This window comes from Streptomyces sp. NPDC053513 (genome assembly GCF_044544765.1).
Classification (GTDB): Bacteria; Actinomycetota; Actinomycetes; order Streptomycetales; family Streptomycetaceae; genus Streptomyces; species Streptomyces litmocidini.
Map to the genome: position 1 here is coordinate 96,568 of NZ_JBITXP010000003.1, position 23,638 is coordinate 120,205.

The window sequence follows — 23,638 nt, forward strand, 5'->3', positions numbered from 1 at the left end:
TCGGGGGCATGAACGCGAACGCCCTGCGCGGGGTCCTCCTGGTGACCCTCGCCTACGCCCTCGTCGGCGCCTCCTTCACCGCCAACGGTCTGCTCGGCGCCTATCCGTACGCGGGCGGGCAGGCCCTCCGCTACGGCGCCGCCTGCCTGCTCCTCCTCCCGCTGCTCGGCCGCGGCGGCCTCGCTCCGCTGCGGCTCCTGACCGCCCGTCATTGGGCGCGGCTCGCCGTCCTCGCGGCCGTCGGCATGGTCGGCTTCAACCTCGCCGTCCTGGCCGCCGAACGGACCGCGGAACCCGCCGTCCCCGGCGTCCTCGTCGGCTGCGCCCCGGTGGTCGTCGCCGTCCTGGTCCCGCTCACCGAGGGCCGCAGGCCCGCCCCCGCCGTGCTGTACGGCGCTCTGCTCGTCGCCGCGGGCGCCTTCACCGTGCAGGGCTGGGGCCGGACGGACCTGACCGGGATCGGCTGGTCGGTGGCGGCGCTCGGGGGCGAGGTGGGCTTCACCGTGCTGGCCGTCCCGGTGCTGCGGGTGCTCGGGCCGAAGCTGCTGACGGCCGCCGTGTGCGGGATCGGCGCCGCCGAGGCGGCGCTCGTCGGCCTGGTCGTGGACGGCGCCGGGTTCGTACGGGTGCCGACGGCCGTGGAGACGGGGGCCCTGGTCTGGCAGGCGGCCCTGGCCACGGTCGTCGGGTTCGTCCTCTTCTACATGGGCGTCCAGCGCGTCGGCATGGAGAGGGCCACTCTCTACACCGGGGCCATCCCGATCGCCGCGGCCCTGAGCGCCGCCCTGGTCGGAGGCGCCGCCTTCGGCCTCCCCCAGGCGGCCGGCAGCCTCCTCGTCGGTGCCGGAGCCGCCCTGGGCACGGGCCTGTTCACCCGCTCGTCCCGCCCGGACTCAGCGGCTGCCGTCCAGGATCACGCGCGCGACCAGGGCGGGGTCGTCGTTCATCGGCACGTGGCCGCAGCCGGGCAGCCGGACCAGACGCGCGGCGGGCAGGGCCTGCTTGGCGCGGACGCCCTGGCGGCGCAGCAGCAGCCGGTCGCGGGCGCCCCAGGCGACGGTGACGGGGACCGACGGGACGTCGTCGCGGAAGAGGGCGGTCCGGCCCGCCGCCAGCGTCTGGTGGAAGCCGGTGGCCCGCCGCAGCGCGAGCGTCTCGGCGACGACGGCCTCGGGTGACCGGCGGCCGGGCCGGGCGTAGATCGTGCTGGTGAGCACGGTGCGTCCGGCGGCCGTGCGCGAGAGGCGCTCGATCACCGGCACGGGCAGCGACAGGGCGGCGCCGCGCATGGCCCGCAGCGTCCCGAAGGCGTACCGCCGCTCGGCCTCCGACCAGAAGCCGGCGGGGGAGAGGGCGGTGACCGAGCGCACCAGCTTCTCCCGGCCGAGCTCCAGGGCGAGCAGCCCGCCCAGCGAGTTCCCCGCCACGTGCGGCCGCTCGAAGCCGACGGCCCCGCAGAAGGCGCCGAGCACGGGGACGACGGTCGACAGGTCGTACGGGACGCCCTCCGGCAGCCCGTCGGAGGCCCCGAAACCGGGCAGGTCGACGGCGATCACCTCGCGTTCGACGGCGAGGACGTCGAGGACGGGCCCCCAGGCCTGCCAGTGGTGCCCGATGCCGTGGAGCAGCAGCAGGGGCTCGCCCGCGCCCCGCCGCTCGTACGCCAGGGAGAGGTCGCGGGGACCCGCCGGGGTCTCGATCGTGAACGCGATCCGTGCGGGCATGCGGGCCCCTCGCTTCCTCGTGAAGCTTCCTCGCGGAACTTCTCCCGTGAACACCGGTGGACGCCACCTTTTAGACGTCCCGTCAGCAAGAATTACCGTCCAGTAGGCAGGAGTTCAAGACGGGAGCCCGAAACTGGACAGGACCGATGACGTGGGCTGGGATGGGCGGGTGCCCACCGACATCCCGACCGACACCCTGACCGAACTCTTCGAGGAGCACCGCCCGATGCTCCTCGGCGTCGCCTACCGGATGCTCGGCCGCACCGCCGACGCCGAGGACGTCGTCCAGGAGGCCTGGCTGCGCTGGACCGCCGCGGACCGGGCCGCCGTCCGCGAGCCGCGCGCCTTCCTCGTACGGATCACCACACGGCTCGCCATCGACCGGCTCCGCCAGGCGCAGGCGCGCCGCGAGTCCTACGTCGGCCCCTGGCTCCCCGAACCCCTCGTCACCGACTTCGGCCCCGCCGCCCCCGACACCGCCGAGCGCGCCCTGCTCGCCGACTCCGTCTCGCTCGCGGTCCTCGTGGTCCTCGAATCCCTCTCCCCGCTGGAGCGGGCCGTCTTCGTGCTCCGCGAGGCCTTCGGCTTCCCGTACGGGGAGATCGCCACCGCCCTCGACCGCTCCGAGGCGGCCGTGCGCCAGCTCGCCGGGCGCGCCCGGCGCCACGTCGACGAGGGCAGGCCGCGCTACGACGTCGACCCGGCCGAGCGCCGCGACCTCACCGAGCGCTTCCTCTCCGCCGCGGCCGGCGGCGACCTCGGCGAACTCCTCGCGCTCCTCGCCCCGGACGTCCGGCTCGTCGGTGACAGCGGCGGCAAGTCCAAGGCGCCGCTGCGGGTCATCGAGACCGCCGACAAGGTCGGCCGCTTCCTCGTCGCCGTCGCCCGGGACTCGTGGGAGGGGTACGAGGTGCGCTTCCTGGAGCTCAACGGCGCCCCGGCCGTGCTCGTCCTCGCCGAAGGGAAGCCCGAGACCGCCTTCCAGATCGAGGTGCGCGACGGGCTGGTCCAGTGCGTCCACATCATCCGCAACCCCGACAAGCTCCGGGGCCTCGCCGACGCCTGACGGAGACCCCGCCGCCCGGCCGGAAACCGCCCCGCCTCCCCTCCCGGGAGGCGGGGCCTTTTGCTGCGCGGGGTTCACAAGGGCGCGAACGTCCTGTGAACGATCCAGGTCAGAGGGTCACATTCAGGGACGTTCGACAGAGGATTGGTCTTGACCAAGGGGGTGGCTCGCCTTATGGTCGCAGAGTTAGTGCAGGAACCTTTAATAAACAAGGGCGCGGAAACGCCGCGGGACACGGCGAATTGCGGAGGATCAGGGTGGGGACCACGCAGCTGACATCGGTACCGGAGCCGAAGTACCAGCACCTCAAGACAGTCATCGGCGAAGCGCTCGACTCGGACTTCGCCGTCGGCGAGATCCTGCCCAACGAGCGCGAACTCGCGGCGCGCTTCGGCGTCGCCCGCGCCACGCTCCGCCAGGCCCTGGAGCAGCTGGAGCTGGAAGGCCGCCTGCAGCGCCGCCGCGGCGTCGGCACCACCGTCGCCCCTCCGCGCGTCGGCGTCGACGTCTCCACCACCCAGCACACCTGGCCCGGCGTCGGCGACGACGTCTGGCAGCCCCAGGACTCCGCCACCGACGTGGCCCCGGCCGCCGTCGCGCGCGTCCTGGAGACCGCCGCCGACGAGCAGGTGCACATCGTCCGCCGCCTCCGCATCAGCCAGGGCCAGCCGGTCGCGGCCGAGCTGCTCTACGTGCCGGCCGGCTCCGTCCCGGGCCTCAGCGCCATCGACGCGCCCGCGGGCCCCGCCCGCGCCCGCGCCGTGCTCCGCGAACTCCAGCACCTCGCCCTCGACGGCCAGGACCGCGCCGTGGAGCTCGGCTCCGCCCGCGCCGACGACGCCAAGGAGCTCGACCGGCTGCCGGGCGCGCCCGTCCTCGTCGTGACGACCCGCTACCTCTCCGCCGGGCGTCCGGCCGCCGTCTCGGTGGCCACCTACCGCGCCGACACCTGCCGCCTCACCTTCGGCGACTCGGCCGACCTGGTCATGGCCTCGTAGGCCCCCGCACCTCCGGACAACCGGCCCGTCGCCAGGAGACCCCTAGCGGCGGGCCGTCACCGTCCCCTCGACGGCGAAGAGCTGCTCCTCGACGCGGTCGAGGGCGAGCCGCAGGGCGCCCGTGCCCACGGCGGCCTCGCCGAGCAGGGACAGCACCACCCGGGGCGGCCGCAGGCAGAACCGCGCCAGCTCCTCGCGGAGCGGCTGGAGCACCCCGTCGAGACCGGCCGCCCAGCCGCCGACGACCACCAGCTCGGGATCGATGGCGAGGACCAGGGCCGCCACGTCGTGCACGAGCCGCTGGATGAAGCGGTCCACCGCCGCCTCCGCGCGCGCGTCGCCCCGGCGGGCCAGCGCGAAGACCTCGGCGACCGCCTGCTCGTCCAGCGGGTGCAGCGGCTCGTCCGTGGTCGACAGGAGGTGCTCCGGGGTCACGTCCCGGCCGAGCAGGTGCAGGGCGCCGATCTCCCCGGCCGCCCCGCCGAAGCCCCGGTGCAGCCGGCCGCCGATCAGCGAGCCGGCGCCGGGGCTGAGGCCGGCGAGGACGAAGACGATGTCGTCGGAGTCGGTCGCGGCGCCCTTCCAGTGCTCGGCGACGGCCGCCGCGTTGGCGTCGTTCTCCACGATCACCGGGCAGCGGAAGGAACGCCGCAGCCGCTCGCCGAGCGCGAGCCCCGTCCAGCCGGGCAGCGCCGTGCCGAGGCGCACGGTGCCGTCGGCCTCCACGATGCCGGGCGTGCCGACGCCGACGGCCCGCAGGTTGGACCGGGCGACCCCGGCCCTGCGCAGCACATCGGCCACGACCGTACGCACCCGGTCCAGGCGCTCGTCCGCGGACGCCGTCTCCGACACCTCGCGGGACCCTGCGCCGATGATGCGCCCGTCCAGACCGGAGAGCAGGGCGGCCACGCGGTGCGGGCCGATCTCGATGCCGAGCAGATGACCGGCCTCCGCGCGGAAGCGGAACCTCCGCGCCGGGCGTCCCTGTCGCCGGGCCTCGCCCTCCTCGGGCGCCGACTCGACGACGAGACCGCCCTCCATGAGGCCCTCGACGACCCCCTCGACCGTGGGCCGCGACAGGCCCGTGATGCGGGTCAGATCGGTGAGCGTGGGCGCGTCGGCGCCGCGCAGCGCATGGAGTACCACCGCGGAGTTGATCCGCCGCAGCAGAGACGGATCCCCGCCGGTCAGCCGCCCCACAGTGTGTCCTCCCAGCTCGTGCGCCTCTCCGGCGGATGGTACTCAATGCGCCCGAGCCCGGCGAGTGCCGCCCCCGGCGGCTGAGGACCCCCCGTCAGGAGGCCTCCGCCGCCTTCCGCAGCCGGGCGAACTCCTCGGCCATCGTCGCCGTCGTCCAGTGGGCGTTGAGGCCGCTCGGGTTGGGCAGGGCCCAGATCCGGGTGGAGCCGATCGTGCGGTCCTGCGGCCCGATCACGGCCTTCGGCTCGCCGAAGGCCGTGCGGTACGCGGTGACGCCGACGACCGCGAGCCAGCGCGGTGCGAGCCGCTCCACCTTCTCCACGAGCAGCCGTCCGCCCTCGCGGTACTCCTCGGGGCTCAGCTCGTCGGCCCGCGCGGTCGGCCGCGCCACCACGTTCGTGATGCCGAGCCCGTACGTCAGGAGTTCCTCCTGCTCGTCCGGCCGCAGCCGCCTCGGCGTGAACCCGGACAGGTGCAGCACCGGCCAGAACCGGTTGCCCGGGCGGGCGAAGTGATGGCCCGTCGCCGCCGTCATCAGCCCCGGATTGATCCCGCAGAAGAGCACGGAAAGGCCGCTCGCGACCACGTCGGGAACGACGCGGTCGCGAGCGGCCTCCAGCTCCTGCTGGGTGAACCGGGGGGCCCGGGTCAGAGGATCGCCCCGGGGGTGTAGGCGGCGGCCTCCGGGTGCTGCTTCAGGATCTCCTCGATGCGGGAGACCACGGAGGCGACCTGGTCGGCGGCGGCGCCCGTGAAGGACAGCTTGTCCGCCATCAGCTCGTCGAGCTGCGCCCGGTCCAGCGGGATCCGCTCGTCGGCGGCCAGCTTGTCGAGGAGCTCGTTGCGCTCGGCGCCCTGCTCGCGCATGGCGAGGGCGGAGGCGACGGCGTTCTCCTTGATGGCCTCGTGGGCGACCTCGCGGCCGACACCGGCGCGGACGGCGCCCATGAGGACCTTGGTGGTCGCCAGGAAGGGCAGGTAGCGGTCGAGCTCGCGGGCGACGACGGCCGGGAAGGCGCCGAACTCGTCGAGCACGGTGAGGAAGGTCTCCAGCAGGCCGTCGAGCGCGAAGAAGGCGTCCGGCAGGGCGACGCGGCGGACCACGGAGCAGGACACGTCGCCCTCGTTCCACTGGTCGCCCGCCAGCTCACCGGTCATCGAGGCGTAGCCGCGCAGGATGACCATGAGGCCGTTGACGCGCTCGCAGGAGCGGGTGTTCATCTTGTGCGGCATCGCCGAGGAGCCGACCTGGCCGGGCTTGAAGCCCTCGGTGACCAGCTCGTGGCCCGCCATCAGACGGATCGTCTTGGCGATCGAGGACGGGGCGGCGGCCAGCTGCACCAGCGAGGTGACCACGTCGTAGTCGAGCGAGCGCGGGTAGACCTGGCCGACCGAGGTGAAGGCGTGCGCGAAGCCGAGGTGACCGGCGATCCGCTGCTCCAGCTCCGCCAGCTTGCCGGCGTCGCCGCCGAGCAGGTCCAGCATGTCCTGCGCGGTGCCGACCGGGCCCTTGATGCCGCGCAGCGGGTAGCGGCCGAGCAGCTCCTCCAGGCGGGAGTACGCCACGAGCAGCTCGTCCGCCGCCGTCGCGAAACGCTTGCCGAGGGTGGTCGCCTGGGCGGCGACGTTGTGCGAGCGACCGGCCATGACCAGCTCCGCGTACTCGGCGGAGAGCTTGCCGAGCCGGGCGAGGACGGCGACCGTGCGGTCCCGCATCAGCTCCAGGGAGAGCCGGATCTGCAGCTGCTCGACGTTCTCGGTGAGGTCGCGCGAGGTCATGCCCTTGTGGACGTGCTCGTGGCCGGCGAGGGCGTTGAACTCCTCGATCCGGGCCTTCACGTCGTGCCGGGTGACCTTCTCGCGCTCGGCGATGGAGCCGAGGTCGACCTGGTCGAGGACGCGCTCGTAGTCGGCGAGGGCGGCGTCCGGAACCTCGATCCCGAGGTCCTTCTGCGCACGCAGCACGGCGAGCCACAGCTGACGCTCCAGCTTCACCTTCTGCTCGGGGGACCAGAGGACGGCGAGCTCCGCGGAGGCGTAGCGGCCGGCCAGAACGTTGGGGATGCGGGGCTTCGCAGTCACAGCAGTCACGTGGACAGAGTTTACTGGTGGTTTCTGCAGGCCAGCGCCACGGTCCGGTGTGGAGCTTGCTACGAGACCCAGGTCACGCGCCCGCGTGGGCGTCCCCGCTACGCGCCGGCCGGGGGGTCGTACGGCAGCAGCTCGGGGCGCTTGGGCGGACGGCCGTCCCCCGAGGAGCGGCCGGTCAGGCGCCGTCCGATCCAGGGGCCGAGGTGCTCCCTGGCGAAGCGGGCGTCGGCGATCCGGCGGCTCGCCCAGCCGGGCCGCACGGCCGGGGGCAGCGGCGTCCGCCAGTCCTCCTCGGGCGCCAGGCCGAGCGTCTGCCACACGGCCTCGGCCACCCGCCGGTGCCCGTCGGCCGTCAGGTGCAGCCGGTCCACGTCCCACAGCCGGGGGTCGCCGAGCGCAGCGGCCCCGTACAGGTCGACGACCAGGGCGCCGTGCTTCGCGGCGAGCGCGTCGATGTGGGTGAACAGCTCCTCCATCCGGGGGCGGAAGCGCTCCATGACCGGGCCGTTGCGGCCGGGGCTGCGCATGAGGACCAGCTGCCCGCAGGAGGGTGTGAGGCGTTCCACTGCCTCGGTGAGCAGGTCCCGCACCCGCACCATGTCGACCTTGGGGCGCAGGGTGTCGTTGAGCCCGCCGACCAGGGTCACCACATCGGCCTTCATGCTTGCGGCCAGGCCGACTTGCTCGTCGACGATCTGGCCGATGAGCTTGCCGCGCACGGCGAGGTTCGCGTAGCGGAAGCCGGGGGAGCGGCCGGCGAGACGGCCCGCGAGGACGTCCGCCCAGCCCCGGTAGGAGCCGTCGGGGTTCAGGTCCGACATACCCTCGGTGAAGCTGTCCCCGACGGCGACGAGACTGTTGTACGTGGCATTGATCTCCATGGCGGAGCGATCATACCGTGCGGTATGCGCGGGGTGCCGTGGAGAACCCGGGAGGGAAATCCGATGAGCGACGCGCTGCTGAGCGCCCTGGCCGAGTCCCTGGCCGAGCTGGTGACGGCGGTCGGGACCTCCGACGACGAGGTCCTCGATCCCGGCACGGCCGTGCGGTGGCTGGAGGGCACCGCGGCCGCCCTGGACGGCCTCGGCCCCGCCGACCGCCGCGCCCTCGACGGGCTGTTCCGCGCGACCGCGCTGCGGCGCCCGGCAGGGCCGCGCCGCGAGGCGCTGCTCCGTCTTCCGGAGCGGCTCGGCCTCGCCGAGGGCCTCCGCCAGGCCCCACCGGCCGCGACCGTGCCGACGGGAGCCGTGCCGACGGGGGCCGCGTCGACCGCGACCGTGACGACCGCGCCGCCCCTGGTCGCCCGGCGTGTCCCGTCCCCGACCGTCTCGCCGTCCCCGACCGTCCCGCGGGCCCCGCACGCGGCCGTCGGCATTTCCTCGTCGCCCTCGCCCGCGACCCCGGCCGCCGCCTCGCCGGCCGACGACCCGGCAGACGTCTGCGACGCCGTCGCCGAACGCGTGCTGCGCTTCGCCGCCCTCGTGCGGGAGGCCGACCCCGCCACCCCGGTGCCCACGTGCCCCGGCTGGACCCTCGCGGACCTGACCCGGCACCTCGGCGCGGTCCACCGCTGGGCCGATCACCTGGTGCGCACCCGGGCCACCGTCCGCGTCCACCTGAAGGACCTCCCGCTCGACCCGCCGTCGCACCCTGCCGCGTACGCCGACTGGCTGACCGAGGGCGCCGCCACCGTGCTCACGACCCTCCGCGCCACCGCCCCGGACCTCCCGGTCTGGTCGCCGGGGGCGGACCCGCACGCCCGGTACTACCCGCGCCGGCTGCTCTCCGAGGCGGTCGTCCACCTCGCCGACGCCGAGCTCGCCCTCGGCGGCGCCGCCGGGGCGATCGACCCCCGCACGGCCGCCGACGCGATCGACCACTTCCTCACGGACGCGCCGTACATCCCCTGGATCGCCGAACCCCTCGCCCACCTCGGCCGCGACGGTGCCGTCCTCCGCCTCGCCGCCCGCGACACCGGCACCGTCCGGACCCTCGTCCTCGGCGGGGGCGGCTTCACCTGGACCCGGGAGGGCCGGGGGAGCGGGGCCGTGGGGCCGACCGCCTCCGTCGAGGCGGACACCGGGGAGCTGCTGCTCCTGCTGCACCGCCGGTACGCCGCCGACGACCCGCGCTTCACGCACACCGGCGACCGGGAGCTGCTCGACGACTGGCTCGCCGCCACCGCGCTCTGACACGCCGAAGGGCCCCGGGATCGCTCCCGGGGCCCTCCGCTTCAGGACGTCACGGCGCCGCCGGGCGTCCCACCAGCTCGCGCAGCACGTCCTCCATCGTCACCAGACCGGCCGGCTTGCCGTCCTCGTCGAGCACGGCCGCCAGGTGCGTCCGGCTGCGGCGCATCGCGGTGAGGACGTCGTCCAGCGGCGTCTCCGCCCGGACGCGGGCGATCGGCCGCAGCGCCGTCACCGGGAACGGAAGGTCGCGCGGGGTGACGTCCAGGGCGTCCTTGACGTGCAGATAGCCCAGGATGCGGCGCTCGGAGTCGACGACAGGGAAGCGGGAGTACCCGGTCCGCGCCGCCAGCGCCTCCAGCTCCTCCGGAGTGGTGCCGACCTGCGCGTACACCACCTTCTCCACCGGCATGACGACGTCCCGCACGGGGCGCCGGCCCAGCTCCAGGGCGTCGTGCAGCCGCTCCGCGGCCCGGTCGTCCAGGAGGCCCGCGTCGCCCGCGTCGGTGACCATCCGGGCCAGCTCGTCGTCCGAGAAGGTCGCGGAGACCTCGTCCTTGGCATCCACCCGCAGCAGCTTCAGCAGCGCGTTGGCGAAGGCGTTGATCGCGAAGATCACCGGCCGCAGCGCCCGCGCGAGCGTCACCAGGGGCGGCCCGAGGAGCAGCGCCGAGCGCGTCGGCTCGGCGAGCGCGATGTTCTTCGGCACCATCTCGCCCAGCAGCATGTGCAGGTACGTCGCCAGGGCCAGCGCGATCGCGAACGAGATCGTGGCGGCCACGCCGTGCGGCACGCCGACCGCGTCGAAGGCCGGTTCGAGCAGGTGCTCGATGGCCGGCTCGGCGACGATGCCGAGGACTAGGGTGCACAGGGTGATGCCGAGCTGCGCCGCCGCGAGCATCGCGGAGACGTGCTCCAGGCCCCAGATGACGCTGCGCGCCCGCCGGTTCCCGGAGTCGGCCAGGGGCTCGATCTGGCTGCGGCGGACCGAGATCAGGGCGAACTCGGCGCCGACGAAGAAGGCGTTGACGACCAGCGTGAGCAGACCGATCAGCAGCTGGATCGCGATCATCGGCCGGCCTCCCCGGACTCGTCGTCGGTGTCGTGCGCGGGGGCGTGCAGCAGCACGCGCGCGGCGCGCCGGCCCGAGGCGTCGACGACGTCGAGGCGCCAGCCGGCCAGCTCCACGGTGTCGCCGGAGGCGGGGATGCGGCCCAGCTCCGTCGCGAGGACGCCCGCGAGCGTCTCGTACGGGCCGTCCGGCACGCGCAGGCCGATCGCGGCCAGCTGGTCCGTACGGGCGGCGCCGTCGGCGGACCACAGCTCGCGTCCGTCCGCGTCCTCGCCCGCCCGGACCAGGTCCGGCGTCTCGTGCGGGTCGTGCTCGTCGCGCACCTCGCCGACGACCTCCTCGACGATGTCCTCCAGGGTGACGACCCCGGCCGTGCCGCCGTACTCGTCGATGACGACGGCCATCGTCTGCCGGCCCGACAGGCGGTCGAGGAGCCGGTCCACGGTGAGCGTCTCGGGGACGAGCAGCGGTTCGCGCAGCATGTCGCCGATCCGGCGGCGGGGCCGTTCCGCGGCCGGTATGGCGAGCACGTCCTTGATGTGGGCGATGCCGACGACCGCGTCGAGGCTGCCCCGGTAGACGGGGAAGCGGGACAGGCCGGTCGCGCGGGTCGCGTTGGCGACGTCCTCGGCGGTGGCCTGCACCTCCAGGGCGGTGACCTGCACGCGGGGCGTCATCACGTTCTCGGCGGTCAGCTCCGCCAGGTTGAGGGTGCGGACGAACAGCTCGGCCGTGTCCGCCTCCAGGGCGCCCTCCTTCGCGGAGTGCCGGGCGAGCGCCACCAGCTCCTGCGGGGAGCGCGCGGAGGCCAGCTCCTCGGTCGGCTCCAGGCCGAGGCGGCGCAGGATCCGGTTCGCGGTGTTGTTGAGATGGCTGATGAACGGCTTGAAGGCGGCCGTGAACACCCGCTGCGGGGTGCCCACCACCTTCGCGACGGCGAGCGGCGAGGAGATCGCCCAGTTCTTGGGGACCAGCTCGCCGACGACCATCAGGACGACGGTCGACAGGGCGGTGCCGAGGACCAGGGCGACCGAGGAGGCCGTCGCGGACGAGAGTCCGATCGACTCCAGGGGGCCGCTGATCAGTTTGGCGATCGAGGGCTCGGAGAGCATGCCGACGACCAGGTTGGTCACGGTGATGCCCAACTGCGCGCCGGAGAGCTGGAAGGTGAGGGAGCGGACGGCCTTGAGGGCGCCCAGCGCCCCCCGCTCGCCGCGCTCCACGGCGGCTTCGAGCTCGCCGCGCTCGACCGTGGTCAGCGAGAACTCGGCCGCGACGAACGCCCCGCACGCGAGCGCGAGCAGGAGCGCCACCACGAGCAGGAGCACTTCGGTCATCGGTTCACCTCCGTCCCATGATCAGTCAGGGGGAGAGGGATCGCTCGATGTCGGCGGTCGGAACCAGTGCTACTGGGAGGCTCGCCCATGGGCGGACGCTCACACCTTTCGGTCGGCGGGTCGGAAGGACACCATGGTAAAGGATCGGCAAAACGGGGCGGCGGTCGCCCCGGCGCCCCTTCGACGCCTACCCGGTGATCACCCGGTGCTCACCCGCGGCCGGGGCCGCGAGCGGCTTCACCCAGCGACGCCAGCGCTCCTCGCGGTGGTACCCGGCGGCCGTCCACAGCGCCCGGCCCGTCTCGTTCGCCTCCAGGACCATGGCGTCCGCACGCCGTCCGCCGAGCGCGCGGAACCTCTCCTCGGCCGCGCGCAGAAGCGCGGTGGAGATGCCGCGGCGGCGGTACGGGGGCAGGACGGCGAGCCGGTAGAGGGAGGCCCGCCAGCCGTCCCAGCCGGCGATCACGGAGCCGACGACCACCCCGTCGGCGAGGGCGAGGATCAGCGCGTCGGGGTCGCGCTCCACCAGCCGGGTCACCCCGTCCACGTCGTCCGACACGGACGTGCCCTCCGCCGACTCCTTCCAGAAGGCCAGGACTGCCTCGACGTCGTCGGGAGCGGCCGGACGTATCTGCAGATCGATCATGGCCGGATCCCATCACGCGGGGCGGGGGCGCCGCCAGGCATTACCGCCCGGCACCGCCCCCGGCGTCAGCGTCGGGCCGTGCCCAGCACGCAGGGGGAGGACGGCAGCCGCGGGCCCTGCTCCGGCACGTCGAAGGAGCGGTACGAGACGAGGTCGAAACCGGCCGCCTCGATCGCCGCGAGCGGGGCACGGGAGGTGTGGCAGCCGCCGAAGAGCAGCGGCCAGACCGTCCGGTCGAGGCCCCGCTGCACCCGCGCCAGCCCCGGCGTGTCCGCCGCCCCGTGCTCGAAGAACCGCAGCTCGCCGCCGGGACGCAGGACCCGCCGCAGCTCGGCGAGGACCCCCGGCACGTCCCGTACGGTGCACAGCACCAGGGAGGCCACCGCCGCGTCGAAGGCGCCGTCCGGCCCCGGCAGCGCCTCGGCCGTGCCCGGCAGCACCGTCACCGGGACGGCCGCCCGGAGCGCGGCCTCCCCGGCGAGCCGGCGCAGATGCGGCTCCGGCTCGACGGCGACGACCTCGGTGACCCCGGGCGGGTAGTGCGTGAAGTTCAGGCCGTTCCCCGCCCCGATCTCGACGACCCGGCCGGACAGCCCGGCGAGCAGCTCCGTCCGCAGGGCGCCGAGCCCGCCCCGCGTGTCGGCCGACTCGCTGAACCGGGCGTAGAAGCGGGCGAAGAGGGGGTGGTGGACGCGAGGGGCCCGGGGGGCCGTCCGGCGGTCGGGGGTCTTCGGGGCCATCGGGGCCGCCCTCAGCCCGTCACGAAGCAGAACTCGTTGCCCTCCGGGTCCCGCATGACCTGGAAGGAACCCTGCGCGTCGGTGACGAGCCCGCCGACCGCGACCGCCCCGAGCGGCACCGCCTCCCCGGCCGCCCGCGCCGGATCGGCCACCTCCAGGTCGAGGTGGACCCGGTTCTTCGCGGCCTTGCCCTCCGGCACCCGCTGGAAGGCGATCCGTACGAACTCCGGCGGATCCACGTACGACCAGTCGGCGCTCCGGTCGACGGGCTCGCCGCCGAGGAGCCCGGCCCAGAAGCGGACGAGCGCCGCCGGGGCGGCGCAGTCGAAGACGATCTCCTGAACGTGTGCGCGCATGGGGTCAGCCTACGGAAACGGGGGCGCCCCGCGCCCCCGCGCGCACCGTCCTGCGCCCCCGCACGATCGTCAGCGTGCGAACGCCGGGGGCGCCTGCTCCTCCGCGAACGCCTCCGCGTCCCAGGTGCCGCCGAGCTCAGGACCCAGCCAGCCGCCCGCCGCCGCCCGGAACGCCGCCGGGTCCAGCGCTCCCGCACCCTCCGGTACGGCCCCGAGCAGCGGAGCGTCCGCCTCGCCCGGCAGGTCCGCGAGGTTGCAGCGCGCCGCCAGGTCCGGCGCCTCCGGCCAGCTGCCGACGACCACGCCGAGCTGCTCGATCCCGCGCGCCCGCAGCGCCTCGGCCGTCAGGGCCGTCGGGTTGAGCGTCCCCAGACCGGCCGGGACCACCACCAGGACCGGCGCGCCGAGCAACGCGGCCGCGTCGGCGAGCGTGCTGCCCTCCTCGTCGAAGCGGACGAGCAGTCCGCCCGCCCCCTCCACGAGCACCAGGTCGTGGTCGGCGGCCAGCTTCCGGGCGGCCTCCGCGACCTCCCGGGGCCCGACCGGGGTGAGCCCGGCCCGCCGGGCGGCCGTTCCGGGGGCCAGGGGCTCCGGAAAACGGGCGAGTTCGGCGGAGGTCGTGGCGCCGGAGAGGCGCACGACCTCGTCGGCGTCGCCCTGCTCGTCGGGGCCGACGCCGGTCTGGGCGGGCTTGAGTACCGCCACCGACCGTCCCGCGGCCATGGCGACGGCCGCCACGGCCGCGGTGACGATGGTCTTGCCGATCTCCGTGCCGGTGCCGGTCACGATGATGATGCCCATGGGGCGTCCTTCCTTGTTCGGTGCGGCTTGTACGGGGTGCGGGTTCAGACGCGGGAGCCTAGGCGCGGCTGAGCGCGCCGTTCCGTTGTGCCCACCCTCCCCCAAGCTCTCGGCTTCGCTCGAGCAGGGGGGACCCCTTGCCCCAGCGGAACGATTGCCCACAACGGGGGCGGCGTCTCTGCCACCACGGCGTCAGCCCGCCTGCGCCGCCGCCCTCACCGCCGCGCAGATGCTGGCCAGGTCCTCGTCGCTCGTCACGTACGGCGGCATCGTGTAGATCAGGTCGCGGAAGGGGCGCAGCCAGACGCCCGACCGGACCGCGGCCTCCGTGGCGGCGGCCATGTCGACGTCGTGGTCGAGCTGGACGACGCCGATGGCGCCGAGCACCCGCACCTCGCGGACACCGGGGAGTTCCGCGGCGGGGGCGAGCCCCTCGCGGAGTCCCGTCTCGATGCGCTTGACCTCCAGTGCCCAGTCCTGGGACATCAGCAGGTCGATCGAGGCGCAGGCCACCGCGGAGGCCAGCGGATTGCCCATGAAGGTCGGCCCGTGCGCCAGGACGGGAACCTCGCCGCGCGAGATGCCCTCGGCGATCTCCGTCGTGCAGAGCGTGGCCGCCATCGACAGGTAACCGCCCGTCAGCGCCTTGCCCACGCACATCACATCGGGTGAGACGCCGGCCTGGTCGGCGCCGAACAGCGTGCCCGTACGGCCGAAACCGGTCGCGATCTCGTCGAAGATCAGGAGCACGCCGTGCTCGTCGCACGCCTCGCGGAGGACGCGCAGGTACTCGGGCGGGTGGAACCGCATCCCGCCCGCGTTCTGCACCACCGGCTCCACGATCACCGCGGCGACCTCGTCCGCGTGGAGAGCGATCTGCTCCCGCAGCATTCGGGTGTACGACTCCTCGTACGTGACCGGCGGCGCGTCGACGAAGACCTGGCGCTGGAGCACGCCCGACCACAGCTCGTGCATCCCGCCCTCGGGGTCGCACAGGGACATCGGCTGCCAGGTGTCGCCGTGGTAGCCGCCGCGCCAGGTCATTAGGAGCTGCTTGCCAGGCCTGCCCACCGAGCGCCAGTACTGCAGGCACATCTTGGCCGCGACCTCGACGGAGACCGAGCCGGAGTCGCTGAGGAAGACGTGCTGGAGCGGTTCCGGGGTGATCTCGACCAGGCGGGTGGCGAGCCGGACGGCCGGCTCGTGGGTGAGCCCGCCGAACATGACGTGGCTCATCCGGCCCAGCTGGTCGTGCGCCGCCTCGTTGAGCACGGGGTGGTTGTAGCCGTGCAGCGCCGACCACCACGAGGACATGCCGTCGATCAACTCGGCCTGGCCGTGCACGGGTTCGGCGAGTCGGAGCCGCACACCGGACGCGGACGCGACGACCAGCGGCTCCGTACGGCCCGGCATGGGGCCGTACGGATGCCAGACGTGCGCCCGGTCCAGGGCGAGGAGTTCGTCGTTACGCATTCGGCGCGAGGTCCGTTCCGGCGCCGCGGCGACGCACGGCCACCAGGTCGGTGCGGGCCTCGTCCGAGGTGCGCACGGGGGCCGCGTGGCCGCCGCACGGGCCGCAGCCGCCGCCCTCCTCCGCGTGCGAGCCGCAGCCCGAGCCTTCCGCGGAGGCCTCCGAGCCGCAGCCGCCCGCCGCGCCCGCCGCCGCGAGCGCGTCCGCGCGGTGCTTCGGCAGGGTGGTCGTGCCCGCGCCCTCCACCTCGAAGCCCGCGTCCGCGATCATGTCCAGGTCGGCCTGGCCGGCCTGGCCCTCGCTGGTCAGGTAGTCGCCGAGGAAGATCGAGTTCGCGATGTGCAGCGCCAGCGGCTGCATCGACCGCAGGTGCACCTCGCGGCCGCCGGCGATCCGCACCTCGACGTCGGGGCAGACGAACCGGACCATCGCGAGGATCCGCAGGCAGCGCTGCGGGGTGAGGTTCCACTCCTTGGCGAGCGGCGTGCCCTCGAAGGGGATCAGGAAGTTGACCGGCACCGAGTCCGAGTCCAGCTCGCGCAGCGCGTAGACGACGTCGACCAGGTCCTCGTCGCTCTCGCCCATGCCCGCGATCAGGCCCGAACAGGCTGACAGGCCGGCGGCGTGCGCCTTCTGCACGGTGTCCACGCGGTCCGCGTAGGTGTGGGTCTTGGTGATGTCCCCGTACGTCGCCTCGGACGTGTTCAGGTTGTGGTTGTACGCGTCGGCGCCGGCCTCCCGCAGCCGCTCCGCCTGGCCGTCCGAGAGCAGACCGAGGCAGGCGCACACCTCGACGCCCTCGTTCTGCTCCTTGATCGCCTCGATCGTCTTGCCGACGCGCTCCACGTCCCGGTCCGTCGGACCGCGGCCGCTGGCCACCAGGCAGACCCGCTTGGCGCCGCCCGCGACACCCGCCGCCGCGGCCTGCGAGGCCTCGTCCGGCTTCAGCCAGGTGTACTTGAGGATCTCGGCCTTCGAGCCGAGCCGCTGCGAGCAGTACGAGCAGTCCTCGGGACAGAGACCGGACTTCAGGTTGACCAGGTAGTTCAGCTTCACCCGGCGCCCGAACCACTGACGGCGCACCTTGCCGGCCGCCGCCACCACCTCGAGCAGTTCGTCGTCGGAGGTCGCCAGCACGGCGAGCGCTTCTTCACGGGTCGGCAGCTCGCGCCGCAGCCCCTTCTCCACCAGCGTGTTCAGCAGGTCCATAACCGCAGATCCTTGCCTACCGCCCGCCCCCGGGCCAAGGAGGAACCGAACAAACGCCCCCGATCGAGGTGTGTGGATGGCCACATCCCGACCTCGGCGTCCTGCGGTTAGGGTCTGTGCGCTGCCTACAAAAGGATCGCCGCATGCCACGGGACGAGGACGCACGCGCCGCGGGCGCCGACGACGCGCGGGCCGCGGGCCCGCGCCGTACCGCCTTCGACTGGACCGACGCCGAGGCGCGCCGCCGGGCCGGGGCGGGTCTCGTCCGGACGCTGCGGCCCCGGGCGGCCGAGTCGGACCTCCTGGACCTGGCGAGCAACGACTACCTCGGCCTCACCCGCCGCGCCGAGGTCACGGAGGCGGCGGCCGAGGCGGCCAGGCGCTGGGGCGCCGGCTCCACCGGCTCGCGGCTCGTCACCGGCACCACCCGGCTGCACACCCGCCTGGAGCGCGAACTCGCCGAGTTCTGCGGCTTCGAGGCGGCCCTCGTCTTCTCCTCCGGCTACACCGCGAACCTCGCCGCGCTCACCGCGCTCGGCGGCCGGGGCTCCCTGATCGTCTCCGACGCCTCCAACCACGCCTCGATCGTGGACGGCTGCCGCCTCGCGCGCGCCGAGACCGCCGTCGTCCCGCACACCGACGCCGAGGCCGTCGTTAAGACCCTGGACGCGCACCCGGGGCGCCGGGCCCTGGTCGTCAGCGACTCCGTCTTCTCCGTCGACGGCGACAAGGCCCCGCTCGCCGGGCTCGCCGAGGCCTGCCGCGCGCACGGCGCCGGACTGGTCGTCGACGACGCCCACGGCTTCGGAGTCCTCGGCGACGGCGGCCGGGGCGCCCTGCACGAGGCCGGGCTCGCGGGCGACGAGGACGTCGTCGCCACCCTCACCCTCTCCAAGTCCCTCGGCAGCCAGGGCGGCGCCGTCCTCGGCCCGGCCCGGGTGGTCGAGCACCTGGTGAACGCGGCCCGCACCTTCATCTTCGACACCGGGCTCGCCCCGGCCGCCGCGGGCGGAGCGCTCGCGAGCCTGCGCCTGATCGCGGCCGAACCGGGCCTCGCCGAGCGGGCCCGTGCCGTCGCCGGGACGCTGCACCGGCTGCTCACGGAGGCCGGGCTCACCTCCGCCCGGCCCGACGCGGCCGTCGTCTCGGTCCACGCGCCCTCCCCGGAGGCGGCGCTGCGCTGGGCGGCGGACTGCCGGGAACAGGGCCTCGCCGTCGGCTGTTTCCGGCCCCCGTCCGTCCCCGACGGCATCTCGCGGCTGCGCCTCACGGCCAGGGCCGATCTGACGGACGCGGAGATCGGGCGCGCGGTGGAGACGATCCTGCGGACCGCGCCGTCGGTCTGACAACCCGTCGGGAGCTCCAAGGGCGTTCCCCGGCAGCAGAGTTCACCGCTTCGGGCGACAGATGGGGACATATCTTGGTGGAACGCCTGCAGGGGCGGCACGATCGGTGGGACTCTGACGCGTAGCGCGATCCGGGGCCGAAGCCCCGGCGGGAAAGGGACAGCGTCGCCATGGCAGACCACCAGGAAGCATCCGTCACGCTGCCGAGCGATCCCGCGTCGGTCCCCACCGCCCGGCGGTACGTGGCGGAGGTCCTCGACGGATGGGGCCTCGACGGTGCCGACGACCTGGCGGACGCGATCCGCCTGATGGTCTCGGAACTGGCCACCAACGCCGTCCTGCACACCTTCGGGCAGTCGCCCACCTTCACGGTCGACGTCCGCCTGGAGCGCGAGGAGCACCTCCACATCGGCGTCACCGACAGTCACCCGCGCTGGCCGCGCCGTCTTCCGGCGGCGGTCCAGCAGGACAACGGCCGGGGCATGGTCATCATCCGCTCCCTGGCGGCGGAGGCGGGCGGCCGGCTCTCGGTCACCCCGACCGAGGAGGGCGGCAAGACGGTCTGGATCACGCTCCCGTGGACCCGGACGGCCGCTTCGTACGTCTGAGACCGTCCTCGTACGGCCACGGGCCGATCCGAGGACAGGCACCGGGGTTTCTTCCCCGGCGCAGGGGTGCGGCGGCGCCACCGCACCCCTGGGGCGGGGTCACGGGCCCCCGAGGCCCGGGACCGGGTCAGTGCCCGGCGGGCGTCATCGGACGCGGCCGTAGTAGACCTTCGACGACCAGATCTTGTCGAGCTTCACCCAGGATCCCGTCTTGGGCGAGTGCCAGATCCTGCCGCTGCCGGCGTAGATGCCCACGTGGTAGACCCTCCCGCCGGAGTGGAAGAAGACCAGGTCCCCCTTCTGTCTGCTGGACGCGGAGACGTGCCGGGTCTTGTTGTACTGCTGCTGCGCGGTGCGAGGCAGCGACTTGCCCGCCTTCTTGTACGCGTAGAGCGTCAGACCGGAGCAGTCGAACCGGGTGGGTCCGGCGCTCCCGTACCGATAGGGGGCTCCCTTCTTGGACGCGGCGACGCTCAGTGCCTTGTTCGCGTAGCTGGTCGCCGCCTGGGCCTCTGGTGCCGCACCCGGTGCGAGCATCGTGCCGCCGACGGCGGCGAGGGTGAGAGCCGAGACGGCTCCGGCCCGGGACAGCAGGAACGGGACGTGCTTCTGCGCAGTCATGCGCAACCCTTCGTCAGCCGCCTGCGAAGGATGACCTGTCGGGTTCGGGCTGGCGAAGATGCCCGGCCGCGGCTGCGGCTTCACCCCAAGGGACGGCCCCGCTGCGGAAACAGCGCGTACGTCCCGTACTGCTCGGGTCCTCCACTCCTGCCGATCCACTCCTGTCGACCAGACGTCCGGGACGGCGGCAGGACTCGGCGTCCGCCCGGACCGCCCCGCCTCGGATGGCGGGGGCTTGTCGTCGACAGGGATCTTGACCTACACCCGGGCTGAAATCCGAGCCGAAACGGCCATATGTGAGGCTCCTCACGACTGATCCATTCGGGTGGACAGGGTGCTTTCGTGATCGCCGGAGGTTTGGCCCACGAGCCCCGCACCAGCGATGGAACGTCCCATTCCGCCAGATGCGTACACCCGTTGCGCAACTCACCCCGCGCATATGTCGACTCGTCGACTACGCCGAACGAGCGAGCGATCCTGCGCCCCCTGTCGGCCGTACGGACCTCGACACGACATGCCGGAATGTCAACTCGCCCGTGCGCGGGGGACGGTGACGCGGTCGGCGCGGCGCTCGCCGTCCAGCACCCGCAGGGCGCGCGCCAGGGTGTCCGCGTGCACCTCGCTCTCGCCCCGCATATGCATGACCGTCAGGGCCTCGCGCAGCGCCTCCGCGCGTCCCACCAGCGCTTGTGCCGCCCGCAGTGCCCCATAGGTATGCGTACCCCTGGATGGGTTGATCTTCCCCAGGAGGTCGACGACTTCGAGGTAGGCGTCGATCAACTCGCCCTCGGCCCGCGTCAGTGCGGGCAGCGGCGGCAGCTCGGGAACCACGGCCGGCTCACCGCGTCGCGCCGGTGTCGCGCCGGCTCGTGATCACGTGGTCCACCAGCCCGTACGCGACGGCCGCGGGCGCGTCCAGGACGGTGGGGCGGTCGAGGTCGGCGTCGATCCGGTCCCGGCTCCGCCCGGTGTACTCGGCGAGCATCCCGGCCGTCAGGTCGCGCAGCCGGAGCAGTTCGCGCGCGTGGATGTCGAGGTCGCTCGGCTGCCCCTGGAGGGGCTCGTCCATGGCCGGCTGCCGGAGGGTGATCCGGGCGCCGGGGAGGACGTGCCGCTTGCCGGGGGTGCCGGCGGCGAGCAGGACGGCGGCGGTGGACACGGCCTGGCCCAGGCAGGTGGTCTCCACGTCGCAGGAGAGCGTCCGCATCGTGTCGTGGATGGCGGTCATGGAGCTGATCGAGCCGCCGGGGGAGTTGATGTAGAGCGCGATGTCCTGCCCCGGGGCCGCGTGGTCGAGGTGCAGGAACTGGGCGATGACGTCGTTGGCCGAGGTCTCGTCGATCGGCGTGCCGAGGAAGACGATCCGGGCTTCGAGGAGCTTCGAGTACGGGTCGAGGGTCCGGGTTCCGAAGCTCGTCCGCTCCGTGAACTCGGGCAGGACATGACGGGCGTCCATGGCTGAGCACCTCCAGCTGTCTGTAAAAAATGTACAGGACGTACAGGCCGTAAGATGGGGAGCATGACCTACGAGATCCCGGTGACGCAAGCGCGGGCTGAACTGGCCGACCTCATCAACCGCGTCGTCTACGGAGGGGAGCGCGTCGTCGTCACCCGCCACGGGAAACCGCTCGTCGCCCTGGTCTCCGCCGCTGACCTGGAAGAACTCGAAGCGGCGGAGAAGCCCGCCGACGAGCAGGTGGTCAGCTCCCTCTCCGGGCTGCACCCGGTCGACTCCGCTCCCGGCGAACAGCGCCGCTTCGGCATCGCCGCCCACCACCGCGACCCCGGCGCCTCCTGACGGCGGACGCACGGGGCCGCACGACGCGCGCGGCGGCCCGGCGTCGGCCCGTGCGCACTGTGGCGCCCGGCCCATGCGCTCGGGCAGCGCGAAAAGCCGCGTGCCCCCGTCCGCTACGGCGGGGGCACGCGGCCGTCTTCGGTCGGGGGTCTCAGCCCACCGGCACCGGAGCCTGCGCCGCCGCGGGAACCGCCTCCGCCGGGCGGCGCCGTGCGCCGAACGCGGTCGCGGCCAGCCCCGCCACGGCCCAGAGGGAGAGGACGAGCAGCGGGCGGCCCGCCGCCGCGCCCTCGAAGGCGGACACCGAGCGGAGGGCCGAGCCCCCGGCGCCCGGCGGCAGCCACTGGCCGAGCGCGCCCACTCCCGTGGGCAGCAGCTCCGGCGCGCTCGACATCCCCGAGAAGGCGTTGCCGAAGAGGATCGTCAGGGCGGCCCCGAGGCCGAAGCCGGGCTTGCCGAGCAGGGTCGCGAGCCCCGCGAAGGCCGCGCCGATGGCCAGGACGGTCAGACCGAGGACCCCGGCCTCGGCCCACCAGTCGCCGGTCAGCGCGCCGAGCCAGCTGTCGGCGAGCGCCGCGCCCACGAGTCCGGCGAGCGCCGCCGCGCCCACCAGGGTCGCGACCGCCCCGGCTCCGCGCAGCCCGAGCAGGACGGTGGCGGCGCCCGTGGCCGCCCCGACCAGGGCGAGGGGCAGCAGGCTCGCGCCGAGCACGGCGCCGCGCGGGTCGCCCGCCGGCGCGGCGACCACGTCCGTGACCCGGACCGGCGCCCCGGCCGGGGCCTGCGCGGTCACGGCCTCGCGCAGCAGCCCGGCCACGACGGGGCTCGCCGCCGAGGCGGTGAGGAGTTCCGTACCGCCCGGGGTGACGACCACCGCGCCGTACACGTCGCGGTCCTCGATCGCGGCCCGGGCGGCGCCGGCGTCCGCGTAGCGGTGGATCTCGAAGGCCCCCTCGTGCCGTTCGAGTCCCCGCGCGACCGCGTCGGCCGCGGCGGCGGGCCCGGCCACCCCGACGGGCAGGTCGCGGGGGGCGAGGCGCGCGGCGGGCCAGGCGAAGATCGAGAGGGCGAGGGCGGCGACGACCGGTATCAGGAGGAGCACGGCGAGGGTTCTGCGTCCGGCGGCCGGTGGGGTGGTGGCGGCGGGCATGGCGGCCTCGATTCAAAGCGAAGGATCGTTCGTTTTACGTGGGCTCAGCGTGCGCCGCCGTCCGGAAGTTGTCAAGAACGAATATTCGTTTTAGGTTCGGTCCATGGCACGTGTCTCCCAGGAACACCTCGACGCCCGCCGCCGCCAGATCCTCGACGGGGCCGCGCGCTGCTTCGCCCGCAACGGCTTCCACGCCACGTCCATGCAGGACGTGCTCACCGAGGTGGGTCTGTCCGCGGGCGCGGTCTACCGCTACTTCCGCGGCAAGGAGGAGCTGATCGGGGCCATCGCGAGCGAGGCCTTCGCCGGCATCCGGGGCGCCTTCGAGGAGGCCTCCCGCGCGACCCCGCCGCCCACCCCCGACGTCCTCCTCGGCGCGGTGCTCCGGCTCTTCCTGGAAGAGCGGGTCGAGGGCGCGGACCGGCAGGCCTTCGCGCGGCTGATCGTCCAGGTGTGGACCGAGACCCTGCGCAACGAGAAGCTGGCCGCGACCCTCTCGGAGGGTTACCAGGGGATGCGGGCCGCCTGGACGACGCTGGTGACCGCCTACCGCGACAGCGGCCTCCTGCGCGCCGACGTCCCCGCCGACCACGTGGCCCGCACCCTCATCGCCGCCGCGCAGGGCTTCATCGCCCAGCAGGCGCTCTTCGGCGACGTGACCGCCGAGGTCCTGGAGGACGGACTCCGTGGCTTGATGTCGATGTCCGTGCCCGGAGATGCCACAGCGGCCTGATGATCATAAAAATGCAAAGCCGTGGTTAACGAGCCGGAAAAACTTCCGCCCTAACGTGCAATGTCTGGCCGCGCACCGCATCTCCGCAGTTCAACAGAGTGTTGACGGTCGGTAGGGTCCGCAGCTGTCCGGGTCAGATCCGGTCGACGACTGTGAGGTGGAAGAGTGCAACTGAGCCCGCACGAGCAGGAACGCCTGCTCATCCATGTGGCGGCCGATGTGGCCGAGAAGCGCCGGGCCCGGGGCGTACGGCTCAACCACCCCGAGGCCGTCGCGCTGATCACCTCCCACATCCTGGAAGGCGCCCGGGACGGCCGGACGGTCGCCGAGCTGATGGCCTCCGGGCGCAAGGTGCTCACCCGCGACGAGGTCATGGACGGCATCCCGGAGATGATCCACGACGTCCAGGTCGAGGCCACCTTCCCGGACGGCACCAAGCTCGTCACCGTCCACGACCCCATCATCTGAAGGGGCGGCCGCCG

At 73.9% G+C, this 23,638-nt stretch carries 25 protein-coding genes, 1 pseudogene and 1 riboswitch; of the genes and pseudogenes, 9 read left to right on the plus strand and 17 right to left on the minus strand.

Annotation, left to right across the window (positions count from 1 at the left end):
- Positions 1–8 precede the first annotated feature (8 nt).
- Positions 9–845 (plus strand): annotated as a pseudogene (locus ACIGW4_RS06110) (EamA family transporter); the annotation flags it as partial.
- 48 nt (positions 846–893) lie between these two features.
- On the opposite strand, the gene ACIGW4_RS06115 reads toward ACIGW4_RS06110, so the two are convergent.
- Complete coding sequence (locus ACIGW4_RS06115) at positions 894–1,724, minus strand: alpha/beta fold hydrolase (protein WP_123458747.1); 831 nt, start codon at positions 1,722–1,724, stop codon at positions 894–896.
- 181 nt (positions 1,725–1,905) lie between these two features.
- On the opposite strand from ACIGW4_RS06115, the gene ACIGW4_RS06120 reads away from it, so the two are divergent.
- Positions 1,906–2,790, plus strand: a complete 885-nt coding sequence (locus ACIGW4_RS06120; protein ID WP_399579092.1) for an RNA polymerase sigma-70 factor — start codon at positions 1,906–1,908, stop codon at positions 2,788–2,790.
- A 257-nt stretch (positions 2,791–3,047) separates the two neighbouring features.
- Complete coding sequence (locus ACIGW4_RS06125) at positions 3,048–3,788, plus strand: GntR family transcriptional regulator (RefSeq protein WP_123458745.1); 741 nt, start codon at positions 3,048–3,050, stop codon at positions 3,786–3,788.
- A 42-nt stretch (positions 3,789–3,830) separates the two neighbouring features.
- Here the strand turns inward: ACIGW4_RS06125 and ACIGW4_RS06130 are convergent, their stop codons facing one another.
- The 4 genes from ACIGW4_RS06130 to ACIGW4_RS06145 all read right to left on the minus strand — a co-directional run bounded on the left by ACIGW4_RS06130 (position 3,831) and on the right by ACIGW4_RS06145 (position 7,960).
- Positions 3,831–4,988 (minus strand): ROK family transcriptional regulator, encoded by a 1,158-nt coding sequence (locus ACIGW4_RS06130; RefSeq protein WP_123458744.1) that lies wholly within the window; start codon positions 4,986–4,988, stop codon positions 3,831–3,833.
- Between the two features lie 94 nt (positions 4,989–5,082).
- Positions 5,083–5,574 (minus strand): G/U mismatch-specific DNA glycosylase, encoded by a 492-nt coding sequence (gene mug / locus ACIGW4_RS06135; RefSeq protein ID WP_123458743.1) that lies wholly within the window; start codon positions 5,572–5,574, stop codon positions 5,083–5,085.
- 62 nt (positions 5,575–5,636) lie between these two features.
- Positions 5,637–7,079: an adenylosuccinate lyase gene (gene purB, locus ACIGW4_RS06140; protein ID WP_185094901.1), complete on the minus strand. Its 1,443-nt coding sequence runs from the start codon at positions 7,077–7,079 to the stop codon at positions 5,637–5,639.
- A gap of 98 nt (positions 7,080–7,177) precedes the next feature.
- Positions 7,178–7,960, minus strand: coding sequence for an SGNH/GDSL hydrolase family protein (locus tag ACIGW4_RS06145; protein ID WP_399578785.1), 783 nt, complete (start codon positions 7,958–7,960; stop codon positions 7,178–7,180).
- Positions 7,961–8,023: 63 nt separating this feature from the next.
- Here ACIGW4_RS06145 and ACIGW4_RS06150 point away from each other — a divergent pair, with 63 nt between their 5' ends.
- The gene (locus tag ACIGW4_RS06150; protein ID WP_399578787.1) at positions 8,024–9,271 is read left to right on the plus strand and encodes a maleylpyruvate isomerase N-terminal domain-containing protein; all 1,248 of its coding nucleotides are present in this window, start codon (positions 8,024–8,026) and stop codon (positions 9,269–9,271) included.
- 49 nt (positions 9,272–9,320) lie between these two features.
- Here the strand turns inward: ACIGW4_RS06150 and ACIGW4_RS06155 are convergent, their stop codons facing one another.
- The 8 genes from ACIGW4_RS06155 to bioB all read right to left on the minus strand — a co-directional run bounded on the left by ACIGW4_RS06155 (position 9,321) and on the right by bioB (position 16,900).
- Entirely contained in the window at positions 9,321–10,340 is a 1,020-nt protein-coding gene (locus tag ACIGW4_RS06155; protein WP_123458740.1) for a hemolysin family protein, read from the minus strand.
- The gene (locus ACIGW4_RS06160; protein WP_123458739.1) at positions 10,337–11,677 is read right to left on the minus strand and encodes a hemolysin family protein; all 1,341 of its coding nucleotides are present in this window, start codon (positions 11,675–11,677) and stop codon (positions 10,337–10,339) included. Before ACIGW4_RS06160 ends, ACIGW4_RS06155 begins: the two co-directional genes overlap by 4 nt.
- 187 nt (positions 11,678–11,864) lie before the next feature.
- The gene (locus ACIGW4_RS06165; protein WP_398711013.1) at positions 11,865–12,323 is read right to left on the minus strand and encodes a GNAT family N-acetyltransferase; all 459 of its coding nucleotides are present in this window, start codon (positions 12,321–12,323) and stop codon (positions 11,865–11,867) included.
- 65 nt (positions 12,324–12,388) lie between these two features.
- Positions 12,389–13,063 (minus strand): class I SAM-dependent methyltransferase, encoded by a 675-nt coding sequence (locus ACIGW4_RS06170; protein ID WP_398711012.1) that lies wholly within the window; start codon positions 13,061–13,063, stop codon positions 12,389–12,391.
- An 11-nt stretch (positions 13,064–13,074) separates the two neighbouring features.
- Positions 13,075–13,419: a VOC family protein gene (locus ACIGW4_RS06175; RefSeq protein WP_123458736.1), complete on the minus strand. Its 345-nt coding sequence runs from the start codon at positions 13,417–13,419 to the stop codon at positions 13,075–13,077.
- 69 nt (positions 13,420–13,488) lie between these two features.
- Positions 13,489–14,220, minus strand: coding sequence for a dethiobiotin synthase (gene bioD, locus ACIGW4_RS06180; protein ID WP_398711011.1), 732 nt, complete (start codon positions 14,218–14,220; stop codon positions 13,489–13,491).
- Between the two features lie 192 nt (positions 14,221–14,412).
- Positions 14,413–15,693 carry an adenosylmethionine--8-amino-7-oxononanoate transaminase gene (locus ACIGW4_RS06185; protein WP_398711010.1) on the minus strand — a complete coding sequence of 427 codons (1,281 nt, stop codon included), beginning with the start codon at positions 15,691–15,693 and terminating at the stop codon, positions 14,413–14,415.
- On the minus strand, positions 15,686–16,900 hold the full coding sequence (gene bioB / locus ACIGW4_RS06190; RefSeq protein WP_399578791.1) for a biotin synthase BioB: 1,215 nt from the start codon (positions 16,898–16,900) through the stop codon (positions 15,686–15,688). Before bioB ends, ACIGW4_RS06185 begins: the two co-directional genes overlap by 8 nt.
- A 143-nt stretch (positions 16,901–17,043) precedes the next feature.
- Between bioB and ACIGW4_RS06195 the strand changes: the two genes are divergently transcribed.
- The gene (locus ACIGW4_RS06195; protein ID WP_398711009.1) at positions 17,044–18,246 is read left to right on the plus strand and encodes an 8-amino-7-oxononanoate synthase; all 1,203 of its coding nucleotides are present in this window, start codon (positions 17,044–17,046) and stop codon (positions 18,244–18,246) included.
- A gap of 170 nt (positions 18,247–18,416) precedes the next feature.
- On the plus strand, positions 18,417–18,854 hold the full coding sequence (locus ACIGW4_RS06200) for an ATP-binding protein (RefSeq protein ID WP_123458731.1): 438 nt from the start codon (positions 18,417–18,419) through the stop codon (positions 18,852–18,854).
- 144 nt (positions 18,855–18,998) lie between these two features.
- Here the strand turns inward: ACIGW4_RS06200 and ACIGW4_RS06205 are convergent, their stop codons facing one another.
- From ACIGW4_RS06205 to ACIGW4_RS06215, 3 genes are all read right to left on the minus strand, one after another.
- On the minus strand, positions 18,999–19,475 hold the full coding sequence (locus ACIGW4_RS06205) for a C40 family peptidase (RefSeq protein ID WP_123458730.1): 477 nt from the start codon (positions 19,473–19,475) through the stop codon (positions 18,999–19,001).
- Positions 19,476–19,478: 3 nt separating this feature from the next.
- Positions 19,479–19,600: riboswitch (cyclic di-AMP (ydaO/yuaA leader) on the minus strand.
- 400 nt (positions 19,601–20,000) lie between these two features.
- Entirely contained in the window at positions 20,001–20,306 is a 306-nt protein-coding gene (locus ACIGW4_RS06210; RefSeq protein ID WP_093877274.1) for a hypothetical protein, read from the minus strand.
- Positions 20,307–20,313: 7 nt separating this feature from the next.
- On the minus strand, positions 20,314–20,931 hold the full coding sequence (locus tag ACIGW4_RS06215) for an ATP-dependent Clp protease proteolytic subunit (RefSeq protein WP_398711008.1): 618 nt from the start codon (positions 20,929–20,931) through the stop codon (positions 20,314–20,316).
- Between the two features lie 63 nt (positions 20,932–20,994).
- On the opposite strand from ACIGW4_RS06215, the gene ACIGW4_RS06220 reads away from it, so the two are divergent.
- Positions 20,995–21,273 (plus strand): type II toxin-antitoxin system Phd/YefM family antitoxin, encoded by a 279-nt coding sequence (locus ACIGW4_RS06220; protein ID WP_123458727.1) that lies wholly within the window; start codon positions 20,995–20,997, stop codon positions 21,271–21,273.
- Between the two features lie 151 nt (positions 21,274–21,424).
- Here the strand turns inward: ACIGW4_RS06220 and ACIGW4_RS06225 are convergent, their stop codons facing one another.
- Positions 21,425–22,423 (minus strand): ABC transporter permease, encoded by a 999-nt coding sequence (locus tag ACIGW4_RS06225; RefSeq protein ID WP_359589508.1) that lies wholly within the window; start codon positions 22,421–22,423, stop codon positions 21,425–21,427.
- Between the two features lie 103 nt (positions 22,424–22,526).
- Between ACIGW4_RS06225 and ACIGW4_RS06230 the strand changes: the two genes are divergently transcribed.
- On the plus strand, positions 22,527–23,156 hold the full coding sequence (locus ACIGW4_RS06230; protein ID WP_359589507.1) for a TetR/AcrR family transcriptional regulator: 630 nt from the start codon (positions 22,527–22,529) through the stop codon (positions 23,154–23,156).
- 165 nt (positions 23,157–23,321) lie between these two features.
- The gene (locus tag ACIGW4_RS06235) at positions 23,322–23,624 is read left to right on the plus strand and encodes an urease subunit gamma (protein ID WP_041128049.1); all 303 of its coding nucleotides are present in this window, start codon (positions 23,322–23,324) and stop codon (positions 23,622–23,624) included.
- The last annotated feature ends 14 nt before the right edge of the window (positions 23,625–23,638 follow it).

Bases quoted from the DNA above. Each gene is read 5' to 3' on its own strand.
- ACIGW4_RS06155 (WP_123458740.1), bottom strand. From the start codon at position 10,340: ATGATCGCGATCCAGCTGCTGATCGGTCTGCTCACGCTGGTCGTCAAC.
- bioB (WP_399578791.1), bottom strand. From the start codon at position 16,900: ATGGACCTGCTGAACACGCTGGTGGAGAAGGGGCTGCGGCGCGAGCTG.
- ACIGW4_RS06225 (WP_359589508.1), bottom strand. From the start codon at position 22,423: ATGCCCGCCGCCACCACCCCACCGGCCGCCGGACGCAGAACCCTCGCC.
- bioD (WP_398711011.1), bottom strand. From the start codon at position 14,220: ATGGGCATCATCATCGTGACCGGCACCGGCACGGAGATCGGCAAGACC.
- ACIGW4_RS06145 (WP_399578785.1), bottom strand. From the start codon at position 7,960: ATGGAGATCAATGCCACGTACAACAGTCTCGTCGCCGTCGGGGACAGC.
- ACIGW4_RS06215 (WP_398711008.1), bottom strand. From the start codon at position 20,931: ATGGACGCCCGTCATGTCCTGCCCGAGTTCACGGAGCGGACGAGCTTC.
- ACIGW4_RS06220 (WP_123458727.1), top strand. From the start codon at position 20,995: ATGACCTACGAGATCCCGGTGACGCAAGCGCGGGCTGAACTGGCCGAC.
- ACIGW4_RS06160 (WP_123458739.1), bottom strand. From the start codon at position 11,677: ATGACCGAAGTGCTCCTGCTCGTGGTGGCGCTCCTGCTCGCGCTCGCG.
- ACIGW4_RS06165 (WP_398711013.1), bottom strand. From the start codon at position 12,323: ATGATCGATCTGCAGATACGTCCGGCCGCTCCCGACGACGTCGAGGCA.
- ACIGW4_RS06200 (WP_123458731.1), top strand. From the start codon at position 18,417: ATGGCAGACCACCAGGAAGCATCCGTCACGCTGCCGAGCGATCCCGCG.
- ACIGW4_RS06205 (WP_123458730.1), bottom strand. From the start codon at position 19,475: ATGACTGCGCAGAAGCACGTCCCGTTCCTGCTGTCCCGGGCCGGAGCC.
- ACIGW4_RS06175 (WP_123458736.1), bottom strand. From the start codon at position 13,419: ATGCGCGCACACGTTCAGGAGATCGTCTTCGACTGCGCCGCCCCGGCG.
- ACIGW4_RS06115 (WP_123458747.1), bottom strand. From the start codon at position 1,724: ATGCCCGCACGGATCGCGTTCACGATCGAGACCCCGGCGGGTCCCCGC.
- ACIGW4_RS06150 (WP_399578787.1), top strand. From the start codon at position 8,024: ATGAGCGACGCGCTGCTGAGCGCCCTGGCCGAGTCCCTGGCCGAGCTG.
- ACIGW4_RS06195 (WP_398711009.1), top strand. From the start codon at position 17,044: ATGCCACGGGACGAGGACGCACGCGCCGCGGGCGCCGACGACGCGCGG.
- ACIGW4_RS06185 (WP_398711010.1), bottom strand. From the start codon at position 15,693: ATGCGTAACGACGAACTCCTCGCCCTGGACCGGGCGCACGTCTGGCAT.
- ACIGW4_RS06170 (WP_398711012.1), bottom strand. From the start codon at position 13,063: ATGGCCCCGAAGACCCCCGACCGCCGGACGGCCCCCCGGGCCCCTCGC.
- ACIGW4_RS06230 (WP_359589507.1), top strand. From the start codon at position 22,527: ATGGCACGTGTCTCCCAGGAACACCTCGACGCCCGCCGCCGCCAGATC.